The following is a 20,656-nucleotide window of genomic DNA, read 5'->3' as shown; positions in this document are numbered from 1 at the left end:
AGCGGCCGTGGCGGAAAAGGCCACTGCCGCGCCCGAGGACTCTGACGGGAGACCACCCGGATGCTCGAGAACGAGCCCAACAGCGGTGCCGAGGGCACCGCGGGACGCACAACTGAAACAACTGAACCCAACACGACCGAGACCCCGGAGGTCCAGGCCGTAGGCAACGGGACGGCCGGCAGGCGGCGTACCGCCTCCCGCCGCGCGGTGGCGACCCGCCCGGCGGGGCCGCCGCCCGAGCCCGAGCCGGCGCCCGCGGCGGCCCCGACGGGCCCCATCACGGTCGCCGCCGCCGATGTCCCGGTGGAATCCGTGCCGACCGACGCCGAGCCGCCCGCCGAGGACAAGACCGCGGTCCGGGTGACCACGGTGAAGAAGGGGCGTACCCGCACCCGCCCGGCGGGGCCGCCACCCGAGCCCGAGCCCGCGCCCCCGGTGACGCCGCCCGCGGCGCAGGAGCCGCAGCAGCCCTCCTCCGAGGAACCGGAGGAGACCGTCACGGCCGAGGAACCCCGCACGGGCGCGAGGGGCACGCGCGCGAAGACCACCCGGAGCACCCGCACTCGGAGCAAGCGCGCCAAGGCCGCGGAACCGGCGCAGGCCGACACCGAGGAGAAGGCCGCCGAGGAGACCGCCGCCCAGCCGGAGAAGAGCTCCACGGATTCGCCCGTGGTCGCGGCCCCGGCCGGCACCGTCGCGGTGACCTTCCAGCCTCCCATGGTCGTCTTCCAGCCCCCGGTCGCCCAGCAACCGGCCACGCCCCTTCCCGACGCCGACGTCGACGCCGAGGAGGAGGAGCTCGAGGAGACCGAGGAGGTCTCGGCTCGCGAGGACTCCGACGACGAGCGCCCCTCCCGCCGCCGGCGGCGGCGTGGCGGCCGTGGCCGCGGCCGGTCACGTAGCGCCGACGAGGGGGACGAGGAGCAGGCCGAGGCCGGCGCGGACGAGGACGACCAGTCGGACGAGGGCGCAGGACACCCCGAGGACGAGGAGAGCGCAGAGGAGACGGCGCAGGAGGAGAACGGCGGTTCCAGCCGTCGCCGCCGCCGTCGGCGTCGGCGCTCCGGGGCCGACGTCGACGACAGCGGTCCGGCCCCCGACGACCCGCCGAACACGGTGGTGCGGGTCCGCGAGCCGCGCGCGGCGTCCCCGATCGAGGACGAGGTGCAGGCCGTCCGCGGTTCCACCCGCCTGGAGGCCAAGAAGCAGCGCCGACGCGAAGGGCGCGAGCAGGGCCGGCGACGCGCCCCGATCATCACCGAGTCGGAGTTCCTGGCCCGCCGCGAGTCGGTCAAGCGCGACCTCGTGGTGCGCCGCATCGGCGAACGCACCCAGATCGCCGTTCTCGAGGACGACGTCCTGGTCGAACACTACGTCGACCGGGTGACCCACAAGTCCTACGTCGGCAACGTCTACTTGGGGCGGGTGCAAAACGTCCTGCCCTCGATGGAGGCGGCGTTCGTCGACATCGGCAAGGGGCGCAACGCGGTGCTCTACGCCGGCGAGGTCAACTGGGACGCCTCGGGACTGGAAGGGCAGCCCAAGCGCATCGAGTCGGCCCTCAAGTCCGGCCAGTCGGTCCTGGTGCAGGTCACCAAGGACCCCCTGGGACACAAGGGCGCCCGCCTGACCAGCCAGATCAGCCTGCCCGGCCGCTACCTGGTCTACGTTCCCGACGGGACCATGACCGGCATCAGCCGCAAGCTCCCCGACAAGGAGCGCGCCCGGCTCAAGCAGATCCTGAAGAAGGTCATGCCGGAGAACGCCGGCGTCATCGTGCGGACCGCCGCCGAGGGGGCCAGCGAGGAGGAGCTGGAGCGCGACATCGCGCGTCTGGCCGGCCAGTGGGAGTCGATCAAGCGCAAGTCGAAGTCGGCGACCGCCCCGGCGCTGCTCTACAGCGAGCCCGACCTCACGGTCCGCGTCGTGCGCGACGTGTTCAACGAGGACTTCTCCAGCCTCGTCGTCTCAGGTGACGAGGCCTGGGAGACCGTCCGCGAGTACGTCGACTACGTCGCCCCGCACCTGGCCGACCGCCTGGCGCACTGGACCGACGAACGCGACGTCTTCGAGGCCTACCGGGTCGACGAGCAGATCGCCAAGGCGCTGGAACGCAAGGTCTGGCTGCCCAGCGGCGGTTCGCTGGTGATCGACCGCACCGAGGCCATGACGGTCGTCGACGTCAACACCGGCAAGTTCACCGGTCAGGGCGGGAACCTCGAGGAGACGGTCACCAAGAACAACCTGGAGGCCGCCGAGGAGATCGTGCGCCAACTCCGGTTGCGCGACATCGGTGGCATCATCGTCATCGACTTCATCGACATGGTGCTGGAGAGCAACCGCGACCTCGTCCTGCGCCGCATGCTCGAATGCCTGTCACGCGACCGCACCAAGCACCAGGTCGCCGAGGTCACCTCCCTCGGACTGGTGCAGATGACCCGCAAGAGGGTCGGACAGGGCCTCCTGGAGGCGTTCTCCCAGACCTGCGAGTGCTGCAACGGTCGCGGTCTGATCCTGTCGACCGAACCGGTCGAGTCCAAGGGCGGCGGCAACGGCAACGGCGGAAGCGGCCGCAAGAAGAAGGGCAAGGGCGGCGCTGAGAAGGCCGACAAGGCCGTGACCGAAGGCGAGGCCCCGGCCTCCCAGGACGAGGAGCAGCCCAGCGGCGAACAGCCCGAGGCGGCGTCGGCGGAGCCGGAGAAGGAGAAGGAGAAGAAGGCTCCGCGCAAGACCTCCCGAAAGTCGAAGAAGGACACCGCCGCCGAGCCGCAGGCCACTGAGCCGGCGGCGGACGAGGGCACCGCCGAGGCGGTGTCCGAGCCGGAGGAGGCGCCACCGGCCGCCGAGGCGGACGGCGCCGAGACCGGCTCCGAGCGTCCACGGCGGCGTCGGACCCGGCGGGGCAAGTCCGCCTCGACCCCCGAGACCGCAGTGGTCGAGGCCGGGTAACGCCCGGCGACCGGCACGGTAACGGTGTGATCGGCACCGTTATCGGACGTGCTCGCCCCCGGCGGGCGGATGGTAATCTAAGGGTCGGTGCGTCGGCGCGCCCCAATCGTTCGCGCGCCCGAGACCTGACTTCGATTCCTCCGCCCCCGTCGGGGAGCGGGCGGTATTGAGACTGCGGTCAATTTAGAGCGCATTTTTTCTGAAGCGAGCAGGAAGAGAGTTTCCCGGTGTACGCGATCGTGCGAGCGGGCGGCCGGCAGGAGAAGGTGTCTGTCGATGACGTCTTGAACATCGACAGGGTCACCAACGAGGTCGGCTCGACGCTGACGTGGGAACCGCTGCTTGTCGTCGACGACGGCAAGGTCATCAGCGACGCCGCCGAACTGGGCGGCTACCAGGTCACCGCCGAGGTCCTTGGCGAGACCAAGGGTCCCAAGATCAACATCCTGAAGTACAAGAACAAGACCGGTTACAAGAAGCGCCTGGGCCACCGCCAGAAGTACACCCAGGTTCGCGTCACCGGCATCGCCGCGAAGTAGGAGGAGCTCGACATGGCACACAAGAAGGGCGCATCGTCCAGCCGTAACGGGCGCGACTCCAACGCCAAGCGGCTCGGTGTCAAGCGGTTCGGCGGCCAGAGCGTCAAGGCCGGCGAGATCCTCGTCCGCCAGCGGGGTACCCACTTCCACCCGGGCGACAACGTCGGCCGTGGCGGTGACGACACCCTGTTCGCGCTCGTCGAGGGCCAGGTGCAGTTCGGCACCCGTCGTGGCCGCAAGGCCGTGAACATCGTCCCGACCCCGGCCCAGTAAGGCCGGCGCGACGCGACGTATTGCCTCGTAGCGGAGGGCGGGCCAGGCACTGGCCCGCCCTTCCTGCGTTCTGGCACCACCACCGCCCGCTCGGCGCGGGGAACGCCCCCGGAAGACCGGGGACAGCGGGACAAGCAGTAGGAGGAGAGACATGCCGGACTTCGTCGACGAAGCGGTCTTGCACATCAAGGCCGGTGACGGCGGGCACGGCTGTGCCTCCGTACACCGCGAGAAGTTCAAGCCGCTGGGAGGACCCGACGGCGGAAACGGCGGCAGAGGCGGCGACGTCGTGCTGGAGGTCGACGCCAACACCGCCACGCTGCTGGAGTACCAGCGCCGTCCGCACCGCAAGGCCGGAAACGGCACGCCGGGACAGGGCGGACACCGGGCCGGCGCCAACGGGGCCGAGCTGGTGCTACCGGTCCCCGACGGCACGGTGGTCACCAGCATGGACGGCGAGGTCATCGCCGACCTCGTGGGGGTCGGCACACGCCTGGTCATCGCCCAGGGCGGCAGCGGGGGACTGGGCAACGCCGCGCTCGCCTCCCCCCGGCGCAAGGCGCCCGGGTTCGCGCTGAAAGGCGAGGCCGGCGAAGAGATCGACGTCCGGCTGGAACTGAAGACCATCGCCGACGTCGGGCTGGTCGGATTTCCCAGCGCGGGCAAGTCCTCCCTGATCGCCGCGCTCTCGGCGGCCCGCCCGAAGATCGCCGACTACCCCTTCACCACGCTGGTTCCCAACCTGGGCGTGGTCGAGGCGGGGGCCACCCAGTTCGTCGTCGCCGACGTCCCCGGGCTCATTCCCGGAGCGAGCGAGGGGAAGGGACTCGGACTGGACTTCCTCCGCCACATCGAGCGCTGCTCCACCCTGGTCCACGTGCTCGACTGCGCGACCTACGAGCAGGGACGCGACCCCGTCAGCGACCTCGAGGTCATCGAGGCCGAGCTCATCGCCTACGCCGGGCTCACCGGCACCGACCTCTCCGACCGGCCCCGCATCGTGGCGCTGAACAAGATCGACGTGCCCGACGGCCGCGAGCTCGCCGACTTCGTCCGTCCCATGCTCGAAGAGCGCGGATTCAAGGTCATCGAGGTCTCGGCGGCCTCCCGCGAGGGGCTGCGCGAACTCTCCTTCGCCATGGCCGAGCAGGTCGCGGCGGCACGCGCCGCCCGCCCCGCGCCCGAAGCCACCCGCATCGTGCTGCGGCCGCGCGAGATCGGCGAGGTGCCCTTCGAGGTCGTCCCCCTGGGGGACAACACCTTCCGGGTCCGCGGGGACAAGCCGGCGCGCTGGGTCCGCCAGACCGACTTCTCCAACGACGAGGCGGTCGGCTATCTTGCCGATCGACTCAACCGTCTGGGCATCGAGGAGGCGCTGGCCAAGGCCGGCGCCACCATCGGGGCCGAGGTGTACATCGGGACCGAGGAGGACTCCGTGGTGTTCGACTGGGACCCGACCATCGACAGCGAGAGCACTCCGATCGGTCCGCGCGGAACCGACTCCCGGCTGGGCTGACCCGTCGCGCGGGCCCTGACGTCAGCCATCGAATCGCCCCGATCGCGTCGCGGACCGGGGTCCTGACACGCAGATGGGAACGAGGGACGTGTACAGCGCACAGTCTGAAGGGGCGACCGGGGTCGTCGACGGACAGGTCGAGCCGGTGCGGGAGGTCATGGCGCAGGCCCGCCGCGTCGTCGTCAAGGTCGGATCGTCGTCGCTGACCACACCGGACGGTCACATCGACCGGGAGCGCATCGGCGAGCTCGCCGACGTCCTCGCGGCGCGCCGGGCCCAGGGGATCGAGGTCATCCTGGTCTCCTCGGGCGCGGTCGCGGCGGGACTGACCCCCCTGGGGCTGTCCCGTCGGCCCCAGGACCTCGCCACACAGCAGGCCGCGGCGAGCGTCGGCCAGGGGCTGCTGGTGGCCCACTACACCGCGGCCTTCGCCAGACACGGGCTGACCGCGGCGCAGATCCTGCTCACCGCCGAGGACATGACGCGCCGGGTGCAGTACCGCAACGCCCAGCGCACGCTGACCCGCCTGCTCGACATCGGAGCGGTGCCCATCGTCAACGAGAACGACACGGTGGCCACGCACGAGATCCGCTTCGGCGACAACGACCGCCTGGCCGCGCTGGTCGCGCACCTGCTCCGGGCCGAGGCGCTGCTGCTGCTCTCCGACGTCGACGCGCTCTACGACGGCAACCCGAGCCTGCCCGGCACCAGCCGGATCGCGGAGGTGCGCGGTCCCGCCGACCTTGAGGGCGTCGACATCGGCGGGACCGGCAAGCGCGGGGTCGGCACCGGGGGCATGGTCACCAAGGTCGAGTCGGCGCGCATCGCCACGCAGGCCGGCGTTCCCACGGTTCTCACCTCCGCGGCCAACGCCCGCGCCGCGCTGGAGGGGGAGCCGGTCGGCACGCTGTTCTCCCCGGTGCGCCGGCGTCGCCCCTCCACCCGGCAGCTCTGGCTGGCCCACGCGACCGCTGGGCGCGGCAGCGTCGTCTTGGACCCCGGAGCCGTGCGGGCGGTGGTGGACGAGCACGCCTCGCTGCTGCCGGCCGGGGTGGTCAGGGTCGAGGGGGAGTTCGGCGCGGGCGACCCGGTGGACCTGCGCGACGAGGACGGCCGGATCGTGGCACGCGGCCTGGTGAACTACGACTCCACCGAGATCCCCGACCTGATGGGGCGCTCCACACGCTGGCTGGCCCGCGAGATGGGCGCCGAGTACGAACGTGAGATCGTCCACAGGGACGATCTGGTGCTGATCAAGGCGTGAACGAGGGGACCCCGGCGTCCGCGAGGGTCGGGCAAAAGCCTGGGCGCCGAAAGGGCGGCGCTATATCGTGCTGTCACCGGGGTCTGCGGGGAGACCCCTCCGTTTCGGAGGTCCTCGTCCATCGGCGCTGGGCTCCAAGGGAAGAGAGCGGAGAACTCACATGAGCGACATCGAGCGGGATGTCCACGCGGTCGCGCGGCGCGCCAAGGACGCCGCCGTCGACCTCGCCCCGCTCAGCAGGGCGGTCAAGGACGCCGCGCTGCTGGCCATGGCCGAGGCGCTGGTCAAACAGGTCGACGAGATCGTCGCGGCCAACGCCGAGGACATCACCCGCGCGCGCGAGTCCGGTGCGGCCGAGGCCATGATCGACCGGCTCGCGCTCACCCCGCGGCGGATCGAGGCCATCGCCGACGCCGTGCGCGCGATCGCCGAACTCCCCGACCCGGTGGGCGAGGTCGTACGCGGTCGGACCCTGCCCAACGGTCTGGAACTGCGCCAGATCCGGGTTCCCCTCGGCGTCATCGGCATCATCTACGAGGGGCGTCCCAACGTCACCGTCGACGCCGCCGCGCTCTGCCTGAAGAGCGGCAACGCGGCGTTGCTGCGGGGCTCCTCCTCGGCCTACGCCTCCAACACCGCCATCGTGCGGGTCCTCCGCGAAGCGCTGGAGGGCACCGGGGTGCCGGTCGACGCGGTCCAGCTGGTCCCCGGTACCGGGCGTGACTCCGCCCAAGCCCTGATGCGGGCGCGCGGCCTGGTCGACGTGCTGATCCCCCGCGGCGGCGGCTCACTCATCCAGACCGTCGTGCGCGAGTCCACGGTGCCCGTCATCGAGACGGGCGAGGGCAACTGCCACGTCTACGTCGATGAGGCCGCCGACCTGGGCAAGGCGGTGGCCATCGCCGTCAACTCCAAGACCCACCGCTGCTCCACCTGCAACACCGCCGAGACCCTGCTGGTCCACTCCGCCATCGCCGACCGTTTCCTTCCGGCCGTCCTGGCCGAACTCAAGGACCTCGGCGTCACCGTCCACGGTGACGAGCGGACCCGCTCCTACGACGCCGACGTGGTGCCGGCGACCGAGGACGACTGGGCGACCGAGTACCTGTCCCTGGACCTCGCGGTCAAGGTCGTCGACTCCCTCGACGAGGCGGTCGACCACATCCGGCGCTACTCCACCGCCCACACCGAGGCGATCGTGACCGACTCCCAGTCGGCCGCGCGGCGTTTCGTGGAACGGGTCGACTCCACCGCCGTCATGGTCAACGCCTCCACGCGTTTCACCGACGGCGGCGAGTTCGGGTTCGGTGCCGAGATCGGCATCTCCACCCAGAAGCTCCACGCCCGTGGCCCCATGGGGCTGCCGGAGATGACCTCCACCAAGTACGTGATCACCGGCGACGGGCACGTGCGCTGAGCCGGATGATCGTGGGCGGGCCCGAAGACGCTTGTGGGCCCGCCTCTCAGGCGGAGGCCGCTACCGGTATCCCGGCCAGCTCCAGCAGTAGGTCGCGTACCTCGGTCGCGGCCATCCCGGCGCGGGCCGTGGACCCGTCCCCGCAGATCAGCACCGGTCCGTGCGCGGGGTCCTGCGGCAGCCGCCCGTGGGTTCCCCGGACGCAACCGGGGTCGAGCGGAACCACGTCCATCGCGTACCGCAGCCCCAGCTTCTTGCGGACGAGCCCCATACCCGCCCGGATCCGCGCCGTCCGGTCGGCGGGGTCCAGGAACAGTTCGGCGGGATCGTAACCGGGCTTGCGGTGGATCTCCACCCCGCGCGCGAAGTCGGGGGCGCGCTCGTCCCGCAACCAGTAGTAGTAGGTGAACCAGGCCTCCGGCTCGGCGACCAGCACCAGCTCCCCCGACCGTTCGTGGTCCAGGCCGTGGGCCGCCTGGTCCGCGCGGTCCAGCACCAGGTCCACCCCCGGGAGGGCGCGGCACAGATCGGCGACCGCGCTGAGGTCGGCCGGGTCGGCGACGTAGACGTGCGCCACCTGGTGGTCGGCGACCGCGAAGGCCCTCGACGCCCAGGGGTCCAGGTACTCCATGCCGTGCTGGGTGTAGACCTCCAGGAGTCCCGCCTCGCGCAACGCCCGGTTGACGTGCACGGGATGCGACGCGGGGGTGATCCCGTACTCGCTGAGCGCCACCACGGTCGCGCCGAGCCGCCGCGCGTCCTCCAGTAGGGGGGACAGCGCCGCGTCCACGGCGCGTACCGCCGCGATCGCCTCGGGGCCGTGGGGGCCGTGGCGCTGGAGGTCGTAGTCGAGGTGCGGGATGTAGCACAGGGTGAGGTCGGCCTGGGGCAGAAGGCGCCGGGTGGCGGCCACGATCCATTCGGTCGAGCGCAGCGACGCGGTCGGCCCCCAGTACTGGAAGAGCGGGAAGGGCCCCAGGTCCCGGGTCAGCTCCTCGTGGAGACGGGCCGGCCGGGCGTAGCAGTCGGGGGACTTGCGGCCGTCGGCGTGGTAGACCGGCCGGGGGGTCACGGTCCAGTCGGTGGACGCGCCCATCGCGTACCACCAGCACACGTTCGCCGTGCGGAAGTCCGGCCGGTGCCGGCGCGCGGTCTCCCACACCTTCTCGCCGCCGACCAGGCGGTTGTGCTGGCGCCACAGATGGACCTCTCCCACGTCGCGGAAGTACCATCCGTTGCCGACGATCCCGTGGTCGCGGGGGAGGCCACCGGTCAGGAAGGTCGACTGCACGGAGCAGGTCACGGCCGGCAGCACCGTGTTCAGAGGGGCGCTCCACCCCTCCGCCGCCAGGGCGCTCAGCCGTGGCGCGTGTTCCAGCAGGGCCGGGGTCAGCCCGACGACGTCGATCACCAACAGCCGGGTCACGTCTCCTCCTTCAGTCCGAGTCCGACGAGCCGGTCACGCACCCAGGCGAGCTCCCCGGCCAGGCCGTCGACCAGCCCCCGGGCGTCGCGGGGGCGTTGCCGTTCGGGCAGCACCGACCAGGTGTAGGTCTCGACCTCCAGGTGGTCGGTGACGGCGGTACCGCCCCCGAACAAGGCCGAGAGGGTCTGCTCCAAGTGCCGCCGGGTGCTCTCCAATGGGGCGATCGGCTCCCGGTGCAACGGAACGTGGAAGTGGACGCGCCACGGCTCCGCGCCGTCCAGGACTGAGCCGTCCCCCAGGGCCTCGGGCAGGTCGTCACAGGCGCGGACGCCCTCCGCGGTGCTCCCGCGCACCTGGTGCAGGAACCGGTCCTCAGCGAAGGAGGCCAGAGCCGAACGGGCGGCGGGGGAGTCCGGGGCGCCGGCCTGGATCGCCGCCGAGGCCTGCACCTTGACCACCGGCAGACCGGCCGCCGAGAGCCGGCTCAAGGCCCGCTCCGGTTCCTCGAAGGCGACCGCGAGGTGGCAGGTGTCCAGGCAGACGCCGATGTGGGCGTGGTCGGTTCCGGCGAGCAGCCTGGCGGCGTCCCCGGTGGTCTCCACCCGGCACCCGGGCTCGGGCTCCAGGCCGACGCGCACGGGGCGTCCGGTCTCGGCGGCGAGCGCGCGCAGTCCCGAGGCCAGCCGTTCCAGGTTCGCGGCGGCGAGCCGGGCGTGCCGCGGCCCCCACGGTTCGCGCCAGGCCAGCGGCAGAGTGGAGACGCTGCCGCGACGCGCCTCGTCGGGAAGGAGCTCGGTGAGCACCCGCGCGCAGTCGAGGGTGTAGGCCAGACGCTCGGGCTCGGTCCAGTCGGGGCGGTAGACCCGTCCCTTAACGACGGGATCGTGGAACCCGGAGTAGGGAAAGGCGTTGAGGGTCACCACCTCCAGCCCCGAGCCCGTCAGCGCCGCCCTCAACCGGGCGGTCTCGCCGGGGTCGCGGGCCAGGCGGTGGGCCAGCGGAGCGGGCAGCCACAATCCCAACCCGAGACGGGGAAGGCCGAGGGTGGCCCGGACCGGGGCCGCGTAGCGCCGAAGCTGTTCCACGACGCCGTCGAGGTCCTCGGCGGGGTGGACGTTGGTGCAGTAGGCGACGTGCACGAGCGTGCCGTCGGGGTGGCGCAGCCGCATCGGCTCACTCCCCTCCGCCGCGCAGCACGGAGTTGCCGGCGAAGGTCGCCCCGGTGTCGGGGGCGACGTCGTCGAGCAGGAGCCGGCCGCTCTGCCCGAAGAACTCCACCGGGTTGCGCCACAGCACCCGGTCGACGTCGTCGGAGTCGAATCCGTGGTCGAGCATCGCCCGGCCGGTCCGGGCGGTCTTCAGCGGGTCGCTGCGCCCCCAGTCGGCGGCGGAGTTGACGAGGATCCGGTCCAGCCCGTGTTCGGCGAGGATGCGGACCATGCGGTACTCGTCCATCTTGGTGTCCGGGTAGATCGAGAACCCCATCCAGCAGCCGCTGGCGGCGACGATGTCCACGGTCGTCTCGTTGAGGTGGTCGACGAGGACGCGTTCCGGCGCGATACCGGAGGCGGCGACCAGGTCGAGGGTCCGCCGGGTCCCCGCGGCCTTGTCCCGGTGCGGGGTGTGCACCAGGACCGGCAGGTCGGCCGCCACGGCCATGTCCAGCTGTCGCGCGAACGCCTCCTCCTCGGCGGCGGTCATCGAGTCGAAGCCGATCTCGCCCACGGCGACCACCCCGTCCTTGGCCAGGTAGCGCGGCAGGACGTCGAGCACGTCGGCGCAGCGCGGGTCGTTGGCCTCCTTGGGGTTGAGGGCGAGCGCGCAGTGGTGGCGGATGCCGAACCGGGCCGCCCTGAACCGCTCCCACCCGACCAGGCCGTCGAAGTAATCCAGGAAGGAGCCCGGGTTCGTGCGGGGCTGGCCCAGCCAGAAGGCCGGTTCGACGACGGCGCGCACCCCCGCCGAGTACATCGCCTCGTAGTCGTCGGTGGTCCGTGAGGTCATGTGGATGTGCGGGTCGAAAATGCGCATGCCGTCTCCTCCCAAGGCACGTCAGACGTCTCGCCGCTGGGCGAGGGCGAGCTCCGCCGCCGTGCGGCGGTCGGCGTGTGGCGAGCGCAGTTCGGCGCGCAGTGCGCGCACCGTCGGCGGGTGGTCCCCCAGCACGCGCCAGGCGTCGGCGGGGACGCCGCGTCCCGCGGCGACCCGTTCGACGACGAACCCCCCGACCATGCGGGCGAGTTCGGGGTCCGCCCGCTCCGCCAACCGGTGCACCGCGGCGAGGGGGACCTCCAGGAAGAGGCACTTGAGCACGCCGTGCCGCCAGCCGGCCTGGTCGAGATGGCGGTGGCCACCGGGGCCCAGCGCGGCGGCCACCAACCGCGGGTCGTTGCTGCGCAGGGCGTCGCCGAGCAGGTCGTGGGCGGTCTCGCCGATGTCGAGGCGGTCCAGCGCGCGCAGGACGGCGCGCTTCTCATCGGAGTCGCCGAACCGGTAGAGGGCGGTGACCTCCTGCGCGAGGCGGCCGGGGACGTCGGCGAGCGCGTCGCGCAGCGCCTCCAGCAGGACCAGGCGGACGAGATCCTCCAGGGTCGGTCCGAGCAGACCCGAGGGGTCGCCGGGCCGGACGGGGCCTCGGGCGACCAGCCGCGCCGCGGCGGGAAAGCGTGTCGCGACGGCCGAGGGGGTGGCCGAGATCTCGGCGGTCAGCTCGTCCAGCCTCCGCCGCGCGGGCGGGGCCAGAAGGTCCCGCAGGCGCGGTCCATGTCCGGCCTCCGCGCTCATCGCGCCCCTCCCACCCGCTGGTGACGTCGTTCGAGGGCCTCGGCCAGCGCCGCGCGCAGCGCCGTCATCGAGCGCGCCGCCACCGTCGGGGCGGCGTGACCGTGCCGGGGCAGTTCCATCGAGGCCAGCCCGGTGTAGCCGACGTCGACCAGGGCGCCGAGCGCGCCCACCAGGTCGAGCTGGCCCGTGCCGAGCTCCAGGTGCTCATGGACGCCCGGGCGCATGTCGTCCACCTGGACGTTGGCGAGGAGCGGGCCGGCCCTGTGGACGGTCCGCGTGACGTCGAGCGGTTCGTTACACACGCAGTGCCCCAGGTCGAGGGTGACCCCGAACGGCTCGGGGGCACCGAGACGGGACCGTAGTTCCACGGCGCGCTCCAGGGTGTCGACGAACATCCCGGGTTCGGGTTCGAAGGCGAGCCGCACCCCACGCCGCGCCGCCTCGTCCAGGACGGGGCCGAGTCCCTCCTGGAGCCGCCGCCACCCGGTGGGCTCGGGTGTTCCGGCGGGGAGGATGCCAGACCACAGCGACACGGCTTCGGCGCCCAGCTCCGCGGCGATGCGCACCGCCCGCAGCAGCAACTCCACCCGCCGTTCCCGGCCGGTGGCGGAGACCAGGGTGGGCTCGTGCTTGCGCCAGGGGTCCATCAGGTAGCGGGCCCCGGTCTCGACCACGACGGCCAGGCCCAGGCCCGACAGACGGCGGCCCAGTTCACGGGTGCGCGCGGCGAGATGGTCGTCGAAGGGGTCCAGGTGGGGGTGGTCCAGGGTCAGCGCCACACCGTCGTATCCCAGGTCGGCGATGACCGCGAGGGCGTCGTCGAGACGGTGGTCGCCGAAACCGTTGGTCCCGTATCCGAAGCGCAGGCTCACGTCGGCGACACCGCCCGGAACCCGCGTCGCGCGGCCGGGACCGCCGCGACCAGGGCGACCGCGGCGACCGGGTGCCCCGCCCGCGCCAGCAGCGACGCCTGCAAGGGAATCATCCCGCGGATGCCGGCGCCGGTCGCGGCGCGGACGGTGTCGGCGTCGGGCGTGCGCGCGGCGGCGGCCTGCGCGCGTCCGGTGGACGCGGCGAACAGGGCGGCGAGAGCGGGCGCCAGGACCGGGCGAGGGGAGGCCCTGCGGGGGAGCCCGCCGAGAACGGCCGCGGTGAGCGTGGTCGCGACAGCGGCGCGCGCGGTGGCGGGGGAGGCGCCGTGCACCTCGCCACGGCTCAACGCGGTCAGTCCTGCGGTGTGCGTGGCGACGGCGAGGGCGGGAAGAACAGCGGCCCTCCGCCCGCCCGCGCCCATGAGCACGTCGAGCCCACGGGCCGCCGCCATGAGGGCCGGACCGAGGGGGCCGCGCCGTCCCACCAGGTCGTAGCACCAGATGACCCCTGTCAGGGGGAGGGCGACCCGCAGCGCCGGCCGTCCACCGCCCCAGGCGGCGACGGTGACGCCGCTCGCGGTCAGCGCCGCGGCCAGCGCGAGCGCTTCGCGGGGGCGTACCCGCCCCGAGGGGATCGGCCGCTCGGGACGCTCCACCGCGTCGACGTGCCGGTCGGCGTAGTCGTTGAGCGCCATGCCCGCCCAGTAGAGCAGGGTCGAGGCGATCGGCAGGGCCCAGGTACGGCGTCCGTCCGGCCAGCCGGCCGCCGCCGCTCCGGCGAGCGTGTCACCGGGCACGGTCAGCGCCGCCGGAAGACGTACCAGTTCGGCCAGGTCGCCCGGTTTCACGCCCGGCCCTCCGCTCCGTGCCGGCCGCGCCAGGCGACGAGCGCGTCCCATTGGGCGGCCAGGCGGTGTTCGTCGCTGCCTGCCGGGTCCTTGAAGAAGAAGCCGAGCGCGCCCACGGGACCGTTCTCTCCGGCCCGGTGCGCCCTGCTCATGAGGCGAACGAGGTCGAGGACGAGGGGAGCGGCCAGCGCGGAGTCGCAACCGGACCAGGTGAACTGGAGGTTCATCCGCACTTCGAGGAAGCCCTCGAAGGAGATGTGGTCCCAGGCGGTCTTCCAGTCGCCGAGGTGGGGCACGTGGTCGATGTGCAGGGGGCCTTCGACGGGGTGGCCGAGGATCGCCTCCAGCCCGCGGGCCTTGGAGGCGATCTTGCTGGCGGCGTTGTCGGGATCGGCCAGGGTGGCGCCGTCACCCCCGCCGAGGAGGTTGACGGAGGACCAGGAGCGGACGCGCAGCGCGCGCGTGGCGAACATCGGCGCGAGCGCCGCCTTGACCAGGGTCTCCCCCGTCTTGGCGTCGGACCCGGCCCAGGGGATCCCCATCTGTCGGGCCATCGTCGTCAGCGCGGGCAGGCGTATCGACGGGCTGGGGGTGAAGGCGACGAAGGAACAGCCGGCCCGCAGGGCGGCGTAGGCGTACAGCGAGCTGGTCGGCGGCGCCGCGGCGCCGCCGTCGAGCGCGCGTTCCCAGGCCGCGGGCGTGGCGAACACGTCGTCCACGGGCGCGGGCGGTTCGGTGGCCGACAGGTCGACGACGACGACGCGGTCGAGCCGGTGCTCGGCCTGGAAGGCGCGCAGGTCGGCCTCGACACGGTCGGCGGCCTCGCGCCGGGACGCCGCCCCGACGTGGCGGATCCCGGGACGCAGGCGGGTCTCGACGTCGGCCAGCGGGCCGGCCAGCACACGGGGCAGGTGGGCGGGGAGGACGCCCGCTGTGGAGAGCTCCTCCGCGCGTTTGACCAGCGGGACCGCGGTGATGTCGTGTCCTCCGATGACGATGTCGCCGGGGAGGGGCAGGTCGGGACCTGCGACACCGGGAAGCTCGGTGACGCAGCCGGTGACGTCGGCGAGTCCGGCTCCGAGGGCCGAGATCCCCACGGCCGCGGTGGTCGCGACGGAACCTCGGGCTCCGATGAACCAGGCGCCGATCCGTTCGCGGGCGGGGAGCCCGTCCCCGTTGTCGCGGGAGTGGGGGCCGGGGGACGGGGGGTGCGGGGGAAGGGGGGCCGACATGCGTCCTCCTCGCGATGCGCAGGCGGGGAGCCTGTGTTTCCGGTCACATCAGGTTCCGGACATTTCGAAAACGTAAACCGCGTGGCTACGAACGGTCAAGAGTCGCGAAGGGGGTTCTTTCGGATCTTCGTCAAGTCACTGGCCAAAGTCGCGACCGATGGTCGCCGTGGAGGAGGTGAGGGGGAGGGTGGGGGACGGAGAGGCGGCCTCTGATCGGGGATTTCGCCTCCGTGCTGCCGGCGAGCGGGGGGAGGTGGCGTCGACGGTCGAGGGGGAGGGGTGTGCGTCTTTGTCAGACGATTGGACAAAGTTTGACTTTTTTCGCTGAAAGCCGTTCCCCTCACCGGATTATGTGTGTAACTTCACGCCTGGAATGACGCTAGGGGTAAACAGCGTGTGCTAGAGCGTCGACGCCCCGCGGGGACGCGGCCCGAGTCCCCGCCCGCACCAACCACAGGCCCACCGCAGACGCAGCGAAGCCGTCCCCCCGACAACGGATCGCGCAAAGGAGAAGGTATGGCCGGAATCGACAGGAGCGAGTTCAAAAGACGCGGTTTCCTCCGCGCCCTGGCGGCGAGCACCGTGGCGGTGAGCGCCGGCGCGCTCTCCACGGCGACCGCGGCCCCCGCCCACGCCGCCAACGGCCGGCTCATTCCGCCGGGCAAGATCGGCATCCAGCTCTACAGCATCCGGGACAAGGTCGAACGCCTGGGCTTCCGCGTGGTCTTCGAGGAGCTGGCACGCATCGGATACAAGGAGGTCGAGTTCGCCGGATACAGCCAACCCGGAGTCGGCCCGATCACCGTTCCCGAGATCCGCCGGCTCCTCGACGACAACGGCCTCAAAGCGGTCGGCACCCACGTGGGGCTCTCGGCGTGGCGCAACGGACTGGAACGCGAGCTCGACAACGCCGAGATCCTCGGCCTCAAGTACGTGGGCACCGCCAACGCCCCCACCTCGGTCAACACGGTGGCCGGCTACCAGGCCGCGGCCGAGGAGTTCAACAGGTTCGGCGAGGCCGCGGCGGCCCGGGGCATCAAGTTCTACCAGCACAACCACGCCGGGGAGTTCGCGTTCGCCCAGGACCGCCCCGACGTGCGGCTCTACGACGTCTTCCTCGACAACACCGATCCCGACCTGGTGTTCCTGGAGCTGGACATCTACTGGGCCTTCGCCGGCCAGCACCGCTACCCCGGCTTCGACCCCGTCGACTACGTCAACGCCCACCCCCGCCGCTACCCCCTCTTCCACGTCAAGGACGGCAAGAGCAACCCCGCCAACGACAACGGCTACGACATCATCGAGTTCGGCGCCGGAGACCTCCCCTACCGTCGCTTCTTCAGCTCGCTGCGCAGCCGCGGCGCCCACCACGGAATCTGGGAGCAGGACAACGCGGCGAGCACCGCCGCGCCCCCACACCCCGTCGACTCGTTCGGCAACGCCGAACGCAGCTACGACGCCATGTACCGCCTGCGCGGCTGATCGGCGATCCCCCTAGGCGCCGCCCGCCGGCGCCCCGCCCACGATCCCCCTCCGTGCGACCCCGCCCGTAGGCGCGGGGGCCGTCCCCGTCCCGGCGCGCCCGTCCGCGCCTCGCGCGAGGACGCCCAGGCCACGCCGGCCCCGGGGCCGCACAACGGCGGAATCGCGCTGTGCCCACCGAAAGCCAGGAACCGTCGTCCCGGCAAGGAGTCCCTGTGAACCCCGCCCCACGACGCCTGCTCGCCCTCGTAGCGGGCACCGTCCTGTTGAGTGCGACCGCGGTCGCACTCCCGGCCACCGCCTACGCCCATCCCGACCATCCCGTCTCCGACGAGCAGGCCACGGACTGGAACAACTACGAGCGGATCACGCTGACCAAGAGCGTCGGCGAGCCCATCGACATGGCGATCCTGCCGGACGGGCGCATCCTGCACACCGCGCGCAACGGCGACGTGCGGATGACCGACCCCGACAGCGGTGTCACCGAGGTCATCAACAACATCCCCGTCTACGCCAACTCCGAGGACGGCCTCCAGACGATCCACCTCGACCCCGCCTTCGAGGAGAACAACTGGGTCTACGTCTTCTACGCCCCGCCTCTGGACACGCCGAGCGGGTCGGCGCCCCAGACCCTGCCGGCCGGGGCGGACGAGTCCTATTGGGACACCTGGAAGGGCTACAACCAGCTCTCCAGGTTCAAGTGGGACGAAGAGGCCGACGCCCTGGACCTGTCCAGCGAACAGGTCATCATCAAGGTCGACACCGAGCGGGGCCAGTGCTGCCACGTCGGCGGCGACATCGCCTTCGACTCCGCCGGCCACCTCTACCTCGCCACCGGTGACAACACGCCGGCCTCGGCGCCCGGGGCCAACGGCTACGCGCCCAACAACGACGCGCCCGGATACAACCCCGGCTATGACGCGCGCCGTTCGGCCGGCAACACCAACGACCTGCGGGGCAAGATCCTGCGCATCACGGTCCAGGAGGACGGCTCCTACACCGTCCCCGAGGGCAACCTCTTCGAACCGGGGACCGAGGGGACGCGGCCCGAGATCTACGTCATGGGCGTGCGCAACCCCTTCCGGATGGAGATCGATCCCAAGACCGACGCCCTGACGTGGGGCGACTACGGGCCCGACGCGGGCACGGCCAACCCCCAGCGCGGTCCCATGGGCTACGTCGAATGGCAGTCCACGAGCCGGCCCCTCAACGCGGGATGGCCCTACTGCCACGGCCCCAACGCCGCCTACAACGAATGGGACTTCGCCTCCTCCACCCCCGGCGAGTTCTTCGACTGCGCGGCACCGGTCAACAACTCGCGCTGGAACACCGGCCTCACCGAGATCCCGGTCCCGGCCACCGAACCGCAGCTGTGGTACGGCGACTCCGCGGACGACCAGCCCTGGCCGGAGCTGACCGACTTCGGCGGCGGCGGACAGGGCCCCATGGGCGGACCCTTCTACCACTACGACCCGGACAACACCGCTCCCGGCAAGTTCCCCGAGTACTGGGACGGCAAGGTCTTCTTCGGCGAGTTCTCGCAGAACTACATGGCGGCCTTCACCATCGACGGGCCCGACGGCGAGGTCACCAAGATCGAGAACTTCCTGCCCGAGGAGCACCTGGACTCGATCGCCGCACCGCCGTGGCGCGGGATCATGGACATGGAGTTCGGCTCCGACGGCTCGCTGTACGTCCTGGAGTACGGCACCGGGTTCTTCCAGGAGAACCCCGACGCCGGCCTCTACCGGATCGACTACGCCGAGGGCAACAAGAGCCCCCAGGCCTCCTTCACCGCCACGCCGCGCTCCGGGCAGGCTCCGCTGACCGTGGAGTTCGACGCCTTGGCCTCCAGCGACCCCGAAGGGGGCGAGCTCACCTACGAGTGGGACTTCACCGGCCGGGGGGAGTTCAGCGAGGGCGGCGTCACCGCCTCCCACACCTACACCGAGGAGGGACAGTACTTCCCGCGCCTACGGGTCACCGACACCTCCGGCAAGTACACCCTGATCTCGCTCGCCGTCGTGGTGGGCAACACCGCGCCCGAGGTCGAGCTGACGCTTCCCGCCGACGGCGGCTTCTTCGACTGGGGGGACCCGGTCCCCTACGACTCGGTGATCACCGACGTCGAGGACGGCGACGCCATCGACTGTGACCGCGCCGCCTGGCAGTTCGGCATCGGCCACGACGGCCACGCCCACCCGGGCGGAACCGGGGCCGGCTGCTCGGGGACCATCCCCACCCCCTCGGACTCCGACCACGGCGAGACCGAGAACACCTACGGCATCTTCCTGCTCACCTACACCGACGCCGGTGACGGCGACGTCCCCCCGGCCACCGGTGACGCCTCGGTCTACCTCACCCCCAAGCTGCGGGAGGCCGAGTGGGCGGGGGAGATCAACGGCGGCCAGATCGTCGACGACTCCACCGCCAGCGGACAGCGCAAGGTGACCGCCCTGGAGGCCGGGGACTGGATCTCCTTCGACCGGTTCAACTTCACCGGGATCAGCGGTGTCACCCTGCGCGCCGCGGCTCCCGCGGGCGCAACGGTGACGCTGCGCTGGAACGCTCCGGACGGCCCGGTCATCGGTGAGATCCCCCTCGAAGCCGCCGACGGCTACGTGAGCGCCTCCACCTTCCTGGAGGACACCGGAGGCGAGACCGGCTCCCTCTACGTCACCACGACCGGTGGTGTCGAGCTGGACTCGCTGCTCTTCCGCGGCAACGGCGTGGCCGAGTCCGTCGGCGCCGATGAGGGGCTCGACGCGCTCGCCGAGACGGTCGCCGCCACCGAGCTCGACGGCAGGGTGGAGAAGCTGCTGTCCAACAAGGTCTCCGTGGCCACGCGCCATCACGGCAACGGCAAGGGCGACCTCGCGATCACCGAGTTGGAGGAGTTCCAGGACCTGGCCCGGGACACGGCCAACGTGCCCGACTCCGGCACCGCCGAGAACCTGTTCTGGGCGGCTCAGGAAGTCATCGAGAGCATCGACGAATGAGACCGCGCCCGGCCGCCGTGGACGCGGCGGCCGGGCCTCATCCCCCATACCTCCCGGAAAGGGATTCGCAATGAGACTCCGAACCACCACCGCAGCCTCCCTCGTCGCCCTCAGCGCCGTGGGCGGCGTCATCGCCCTCGCCTCTCCGGCGGCCGCCGACCTGGTCACCTCCTGTAACGGCGTGGGCGGCGCCGTCACCGTCCCCGGCGACCTCGTCGTCCCGGCCGGCAAGTCGTGCACGCTGACCGGAACCACGGTCGAGGGCGCCGTCACCGTCCGCGCCGGGGCCGACCTCATCGCCACCGACGCGGTCTTCAAGGGCAAGGTCACCGTCCAGGAGAACGGCTACCTCGACGTCACCGACACCGAGATCGGCGGTACGGTGACCGCGCGCAGCGCCTTCGGCGCCTACCTGGACGGCGGGCAGGTCTCCGGCGACCTCCGCGCCACTGCCATCAGCGGCTCGGAGGTGGAGGGCTTCCTCTTCGCCGTCGGCTCCGAGGTCGACGGCGCGCTCAACGCCCGCACCGGCGACCTGTTCGTCGAGTCGGCGACGATCGGGGGATCGGCCACCGGCGACGGGACCGGATACGCCGACCTCCACGACACCGTGGTCGAGGGCAACCTGAGGATCGCCGGGAACGAGCACGGCTCGGTCTTCTGCGGCGGCGAGGTCTACGGCAACGCCACCTACCTCGCCAACTCCGGCATCGTCCAGATCGGTTCGGACGGTCCCGGCTCCTCCTGCGCGGCCACCAGCTACTGGGACCGCAACGTCACGGTGAAGGACAACACCGCGACCGTCCACATCGACCACAACATCATCCGCGGCGATCTGGTCGCCACAGGAAACGACCCTGTTGCGCTGACCGGCGCCCACAACCGGGTGCGCGGCGACGTCGAGGGCGAGTTCGGCGAGATCGTCGCGACCCGTTCCCGCGTCGCGGCCGCGCAGGACCGCGCCGCGGAGCTGGAGGCGAAGGCCGAGGACCGCAGGGAGGCGGCCCGGACCGAGGCCCAGCAGGCCGGCGAGGCGTTCTGACACCGCCTTCGCC

Annotated in this window: 16 protein-coding genes; 9 read left to right on the top strand and 7 right to left on the bottom strand. The window is 71.9% G+C overall.

Going from position 1 to position 20,656, the window contains the following annotated elements; genetic code table 11:
* The first annotated feature begins 60 nt into the window (after window positions 1-60).
* The 6 genes from B5D66_RS18565 (at window position 61) to B5D66_RS18540 (ending at window position 7,958) form a co-directional block, all read left to right on the top strand.
* Entirely contained in the window at window positions 61-2,949 is a 2,889-nt protein-coding gene (locus B5D66_RS18565; protein ID WP_078763025.1) for an Rne/Rng family ribonuclease, read from the top strand.
* Between the two features lie 227 nt (window positions 2,950-3,176).
* Complete coding sequence (gene rplU / locus B5D66_RS18560) at window positions 3,177-3,488, top strand: 50S ribosomal protein L21 (protein ID WP_078763024.1); 312 nt, start codon at window positions 3,177-3,179, stop codon at window positions 3,486-3,488.
* A gap of 12 nt (window positions 3,489-3,500) precedes the next feature.
* Window positions 3,501-3,761, top strand: coding sequence for a 50S ribosomal protein L27 (gene rpmA / locus B5D66_RS18555; protein WP_078763023.1), 261 nt, complete (start codon window positions 3,501-3,503; stop codon window positions 3,759-3,761).
* Window positions 3,762-3,912: 151 nt separating this feature from the next.
* On the top strand, window positions 3,913-5,277 hold the full coding sequence (gene obgE, locus B5D66_RS18550; protein WP_078763022.1) for a GTPase ObgE: 1,365 nt from the start codon (window positions 3,913-3,915) through the stop codon (window positions 5,275-5,277).
* A gap of 157 nt (window positions 5,278-5,434) precedes the next feature.
* Window positions 5,435-6,541 carry a glutamate 5-kinase gene (gene proB / locus B5D66_RS18545; protein WP_078763072.1) on the top strand — a complete coding sequence of 369 codons (1,107 nt, stop codon included), beginning with the start codon at window positions 5,435-5,437 and terminating at the stop codon, window positions 6,539-6,541.
* 160 nt (window positions 6,542-6,701) lie between these two features.
* On the top strand, window positions 6,702-7,958 hold the full coding sequence (locus B5D66_RS18540) for a glutamate-5-semialdehyde dehydrogenase (protein WP_078763021.1): 1,257 nt from the start codon (window positions 6,702-6,704) through the stop codon (window positions 7,956-7,958).
* A gap of 46 nt (window positions 7,959-8,004) precedes the next feature.
* Here the strand turns inward: B5D66_RS18540 and B5D66_RS18535 are convergent, their stop codons facing one another.
* From B5D66_RS18535 to B5D66_RS18505, 7 genes are read right to left on the bottom strand one after another with little or no spacing between them, the layout of a single operon-like run.
* Window positions 8,005-9,384 carry an alkaline phosphatase family protein gene (locus B5D66_RS18535; RefSeq protein ID WP_078763020.1) on the bottom strand — a complete coding sequence of 460 codons (1,380 nt, stop codon included), beginning with the start codon at window positions 9,382-9,384 and terminating at the stop codon, window positions 8,005-8,007.
* Window positions 9,381-10,553 carry a metabolite traffic protein EboE gene (gene eboE, locus B5D66_RS18530; protein WP_078763019.1) on the bottom strand — a complete coding sequence of 391 codons (1,173 nt, stop codon included), beginning with the start codon at window positions 10,551-10,553 and terminating at the stop codon, window positions 9,381-9,383. The genes B5D66_RS18535 and eboE overlap by 4 nt, the downstream gene beginning before the upstream one ends.
* Before the next feature lie 4 nt (window positions 10,554-10,557).
* Entirely contained in the window at window positions 10,558-11,415 is an 858-nt protein-coding gene (locus B5D66_RS18525; RefSeq protein ID WP_078763018.1) for a TatD family hydrolase, read from the bottom strand.
* Between the two features lie 21 nt (window positions 11,416-11,436).
* A complete protein-coding gene (locus B5D66_RS18520) occupies window positions 11,437-12,168 on the bottom strand; it encodes an EboA domain-containing protein (RefSeq protein ID WP_078763017.1) in 732 nt (243 codons plus the stop codon).
* Window positions 12,165-13,040 carry a sugar phosphate isomerase/epimerase family protein gene (locus B5D66_RS18515; RefSeq protein ID WP_235001090.1) on the bottom strand — a complete coding sequence of 292 codons (876 nt, stop codon included), beginning with the start codon at window positions 13,038-13,040 and terminating at the stop codon, window positions 12,165-12,167. The genes B5D66_RS18520 and B5D66_RS18515 overlap by 4 nt, the downstream gene beginning before the upstream one ends.
* Window positions 13,037-13,888, bottom strand: coding sequence for an SCO3242 family prenyltransferase (locus B5D66_RS18510; protein WP_235001089.1), 852 nt, complete (start codon window positions 13,886-13,888; stop codon window positions 13,037-13,039). The genes B5D66_RS18515 and B5D66_RS18510 overlap by 4 nt, the downstream gene beginning before the upstream one ends.
* On the bottom strand, window positions 13,885-15,120 hold the full coding sequence (locus B5D66_RS18505) for an inositol-3-phosphate synthase (RefSeq protein WP_078763015.1): 1,236 nt from the start codon (window positions 15,118-15,120) through the stop codon (window positions 13,885-13,887). Before B5D66_RS18505 ends, B5D66_RS18510 begins: the two co-directional genes overlap by 4 nt.
* Window positions 15,121-15,636: 516 nt before the next feature.
* On the opposite strand from B5D66_RS18505, the gene B5D66_RS18500 reads away from it, so the two are divergent.
* The 3 genes from B5D66_RS18500 to B5D66_RS18490 all read left to right on the top strand — a co-directional run bounded on the left by B5D66_RS18500 (window position 15,637) and on the right by B5D66_RS18490 (window position 20,643).
* On the top strand, window positions 15,637-16,602 hold the full coding sequence (locus B5D66_RS18500; RefSeq protein ID WP_235001088.1) for a sugar phosphate isomerase/epimerase family protein: 966 nt from the start codon (window positions 15,637-15,639) through the stop codon (window positions 16,600-16,602).
* A gap of 215 nt (window positions 16,603-16,817) precedes the next feature.
* A complete protein-coding gene (locus B5D66_RS18495; protein ID WP_078763014.1) occupies window positions 16,818-19,601 on the top strand; it encodes a PQQ-dependent sugar dehydrogenase in 2,784 nt (927 codons plus the stop codon).
* 70 nt (window positions 19,602-19,671) lie between these two features.
* Complete coding sequence (locus tag B5D66_RS18490; protein ID WP_078763013.1) at window positions 19,672-20,643, top strand: hypothetical protein; 972 nt, start codon at window positions 19,672-19,674, stop codon at window positions 20,641-20,643.
* Window positions 20,644-20,656 lie beyond the last annotated feature (13 nt).

The organism is Marinactinospora thermotolerans DSM 45154, assembly GCF_900167435.1.
Lineage (GTDB): Bacteria > Actinomycetota > Actinomycetes > Streptosporangiales > Streptosporangiaceae > Marinactinospora > Marinactinospora thermotolerans.
The sequence above is the reverse complement of the archived record's forward strand: the minus strand, read 5'-3'. Positions and strand labels throughout refer to the sequence as shown.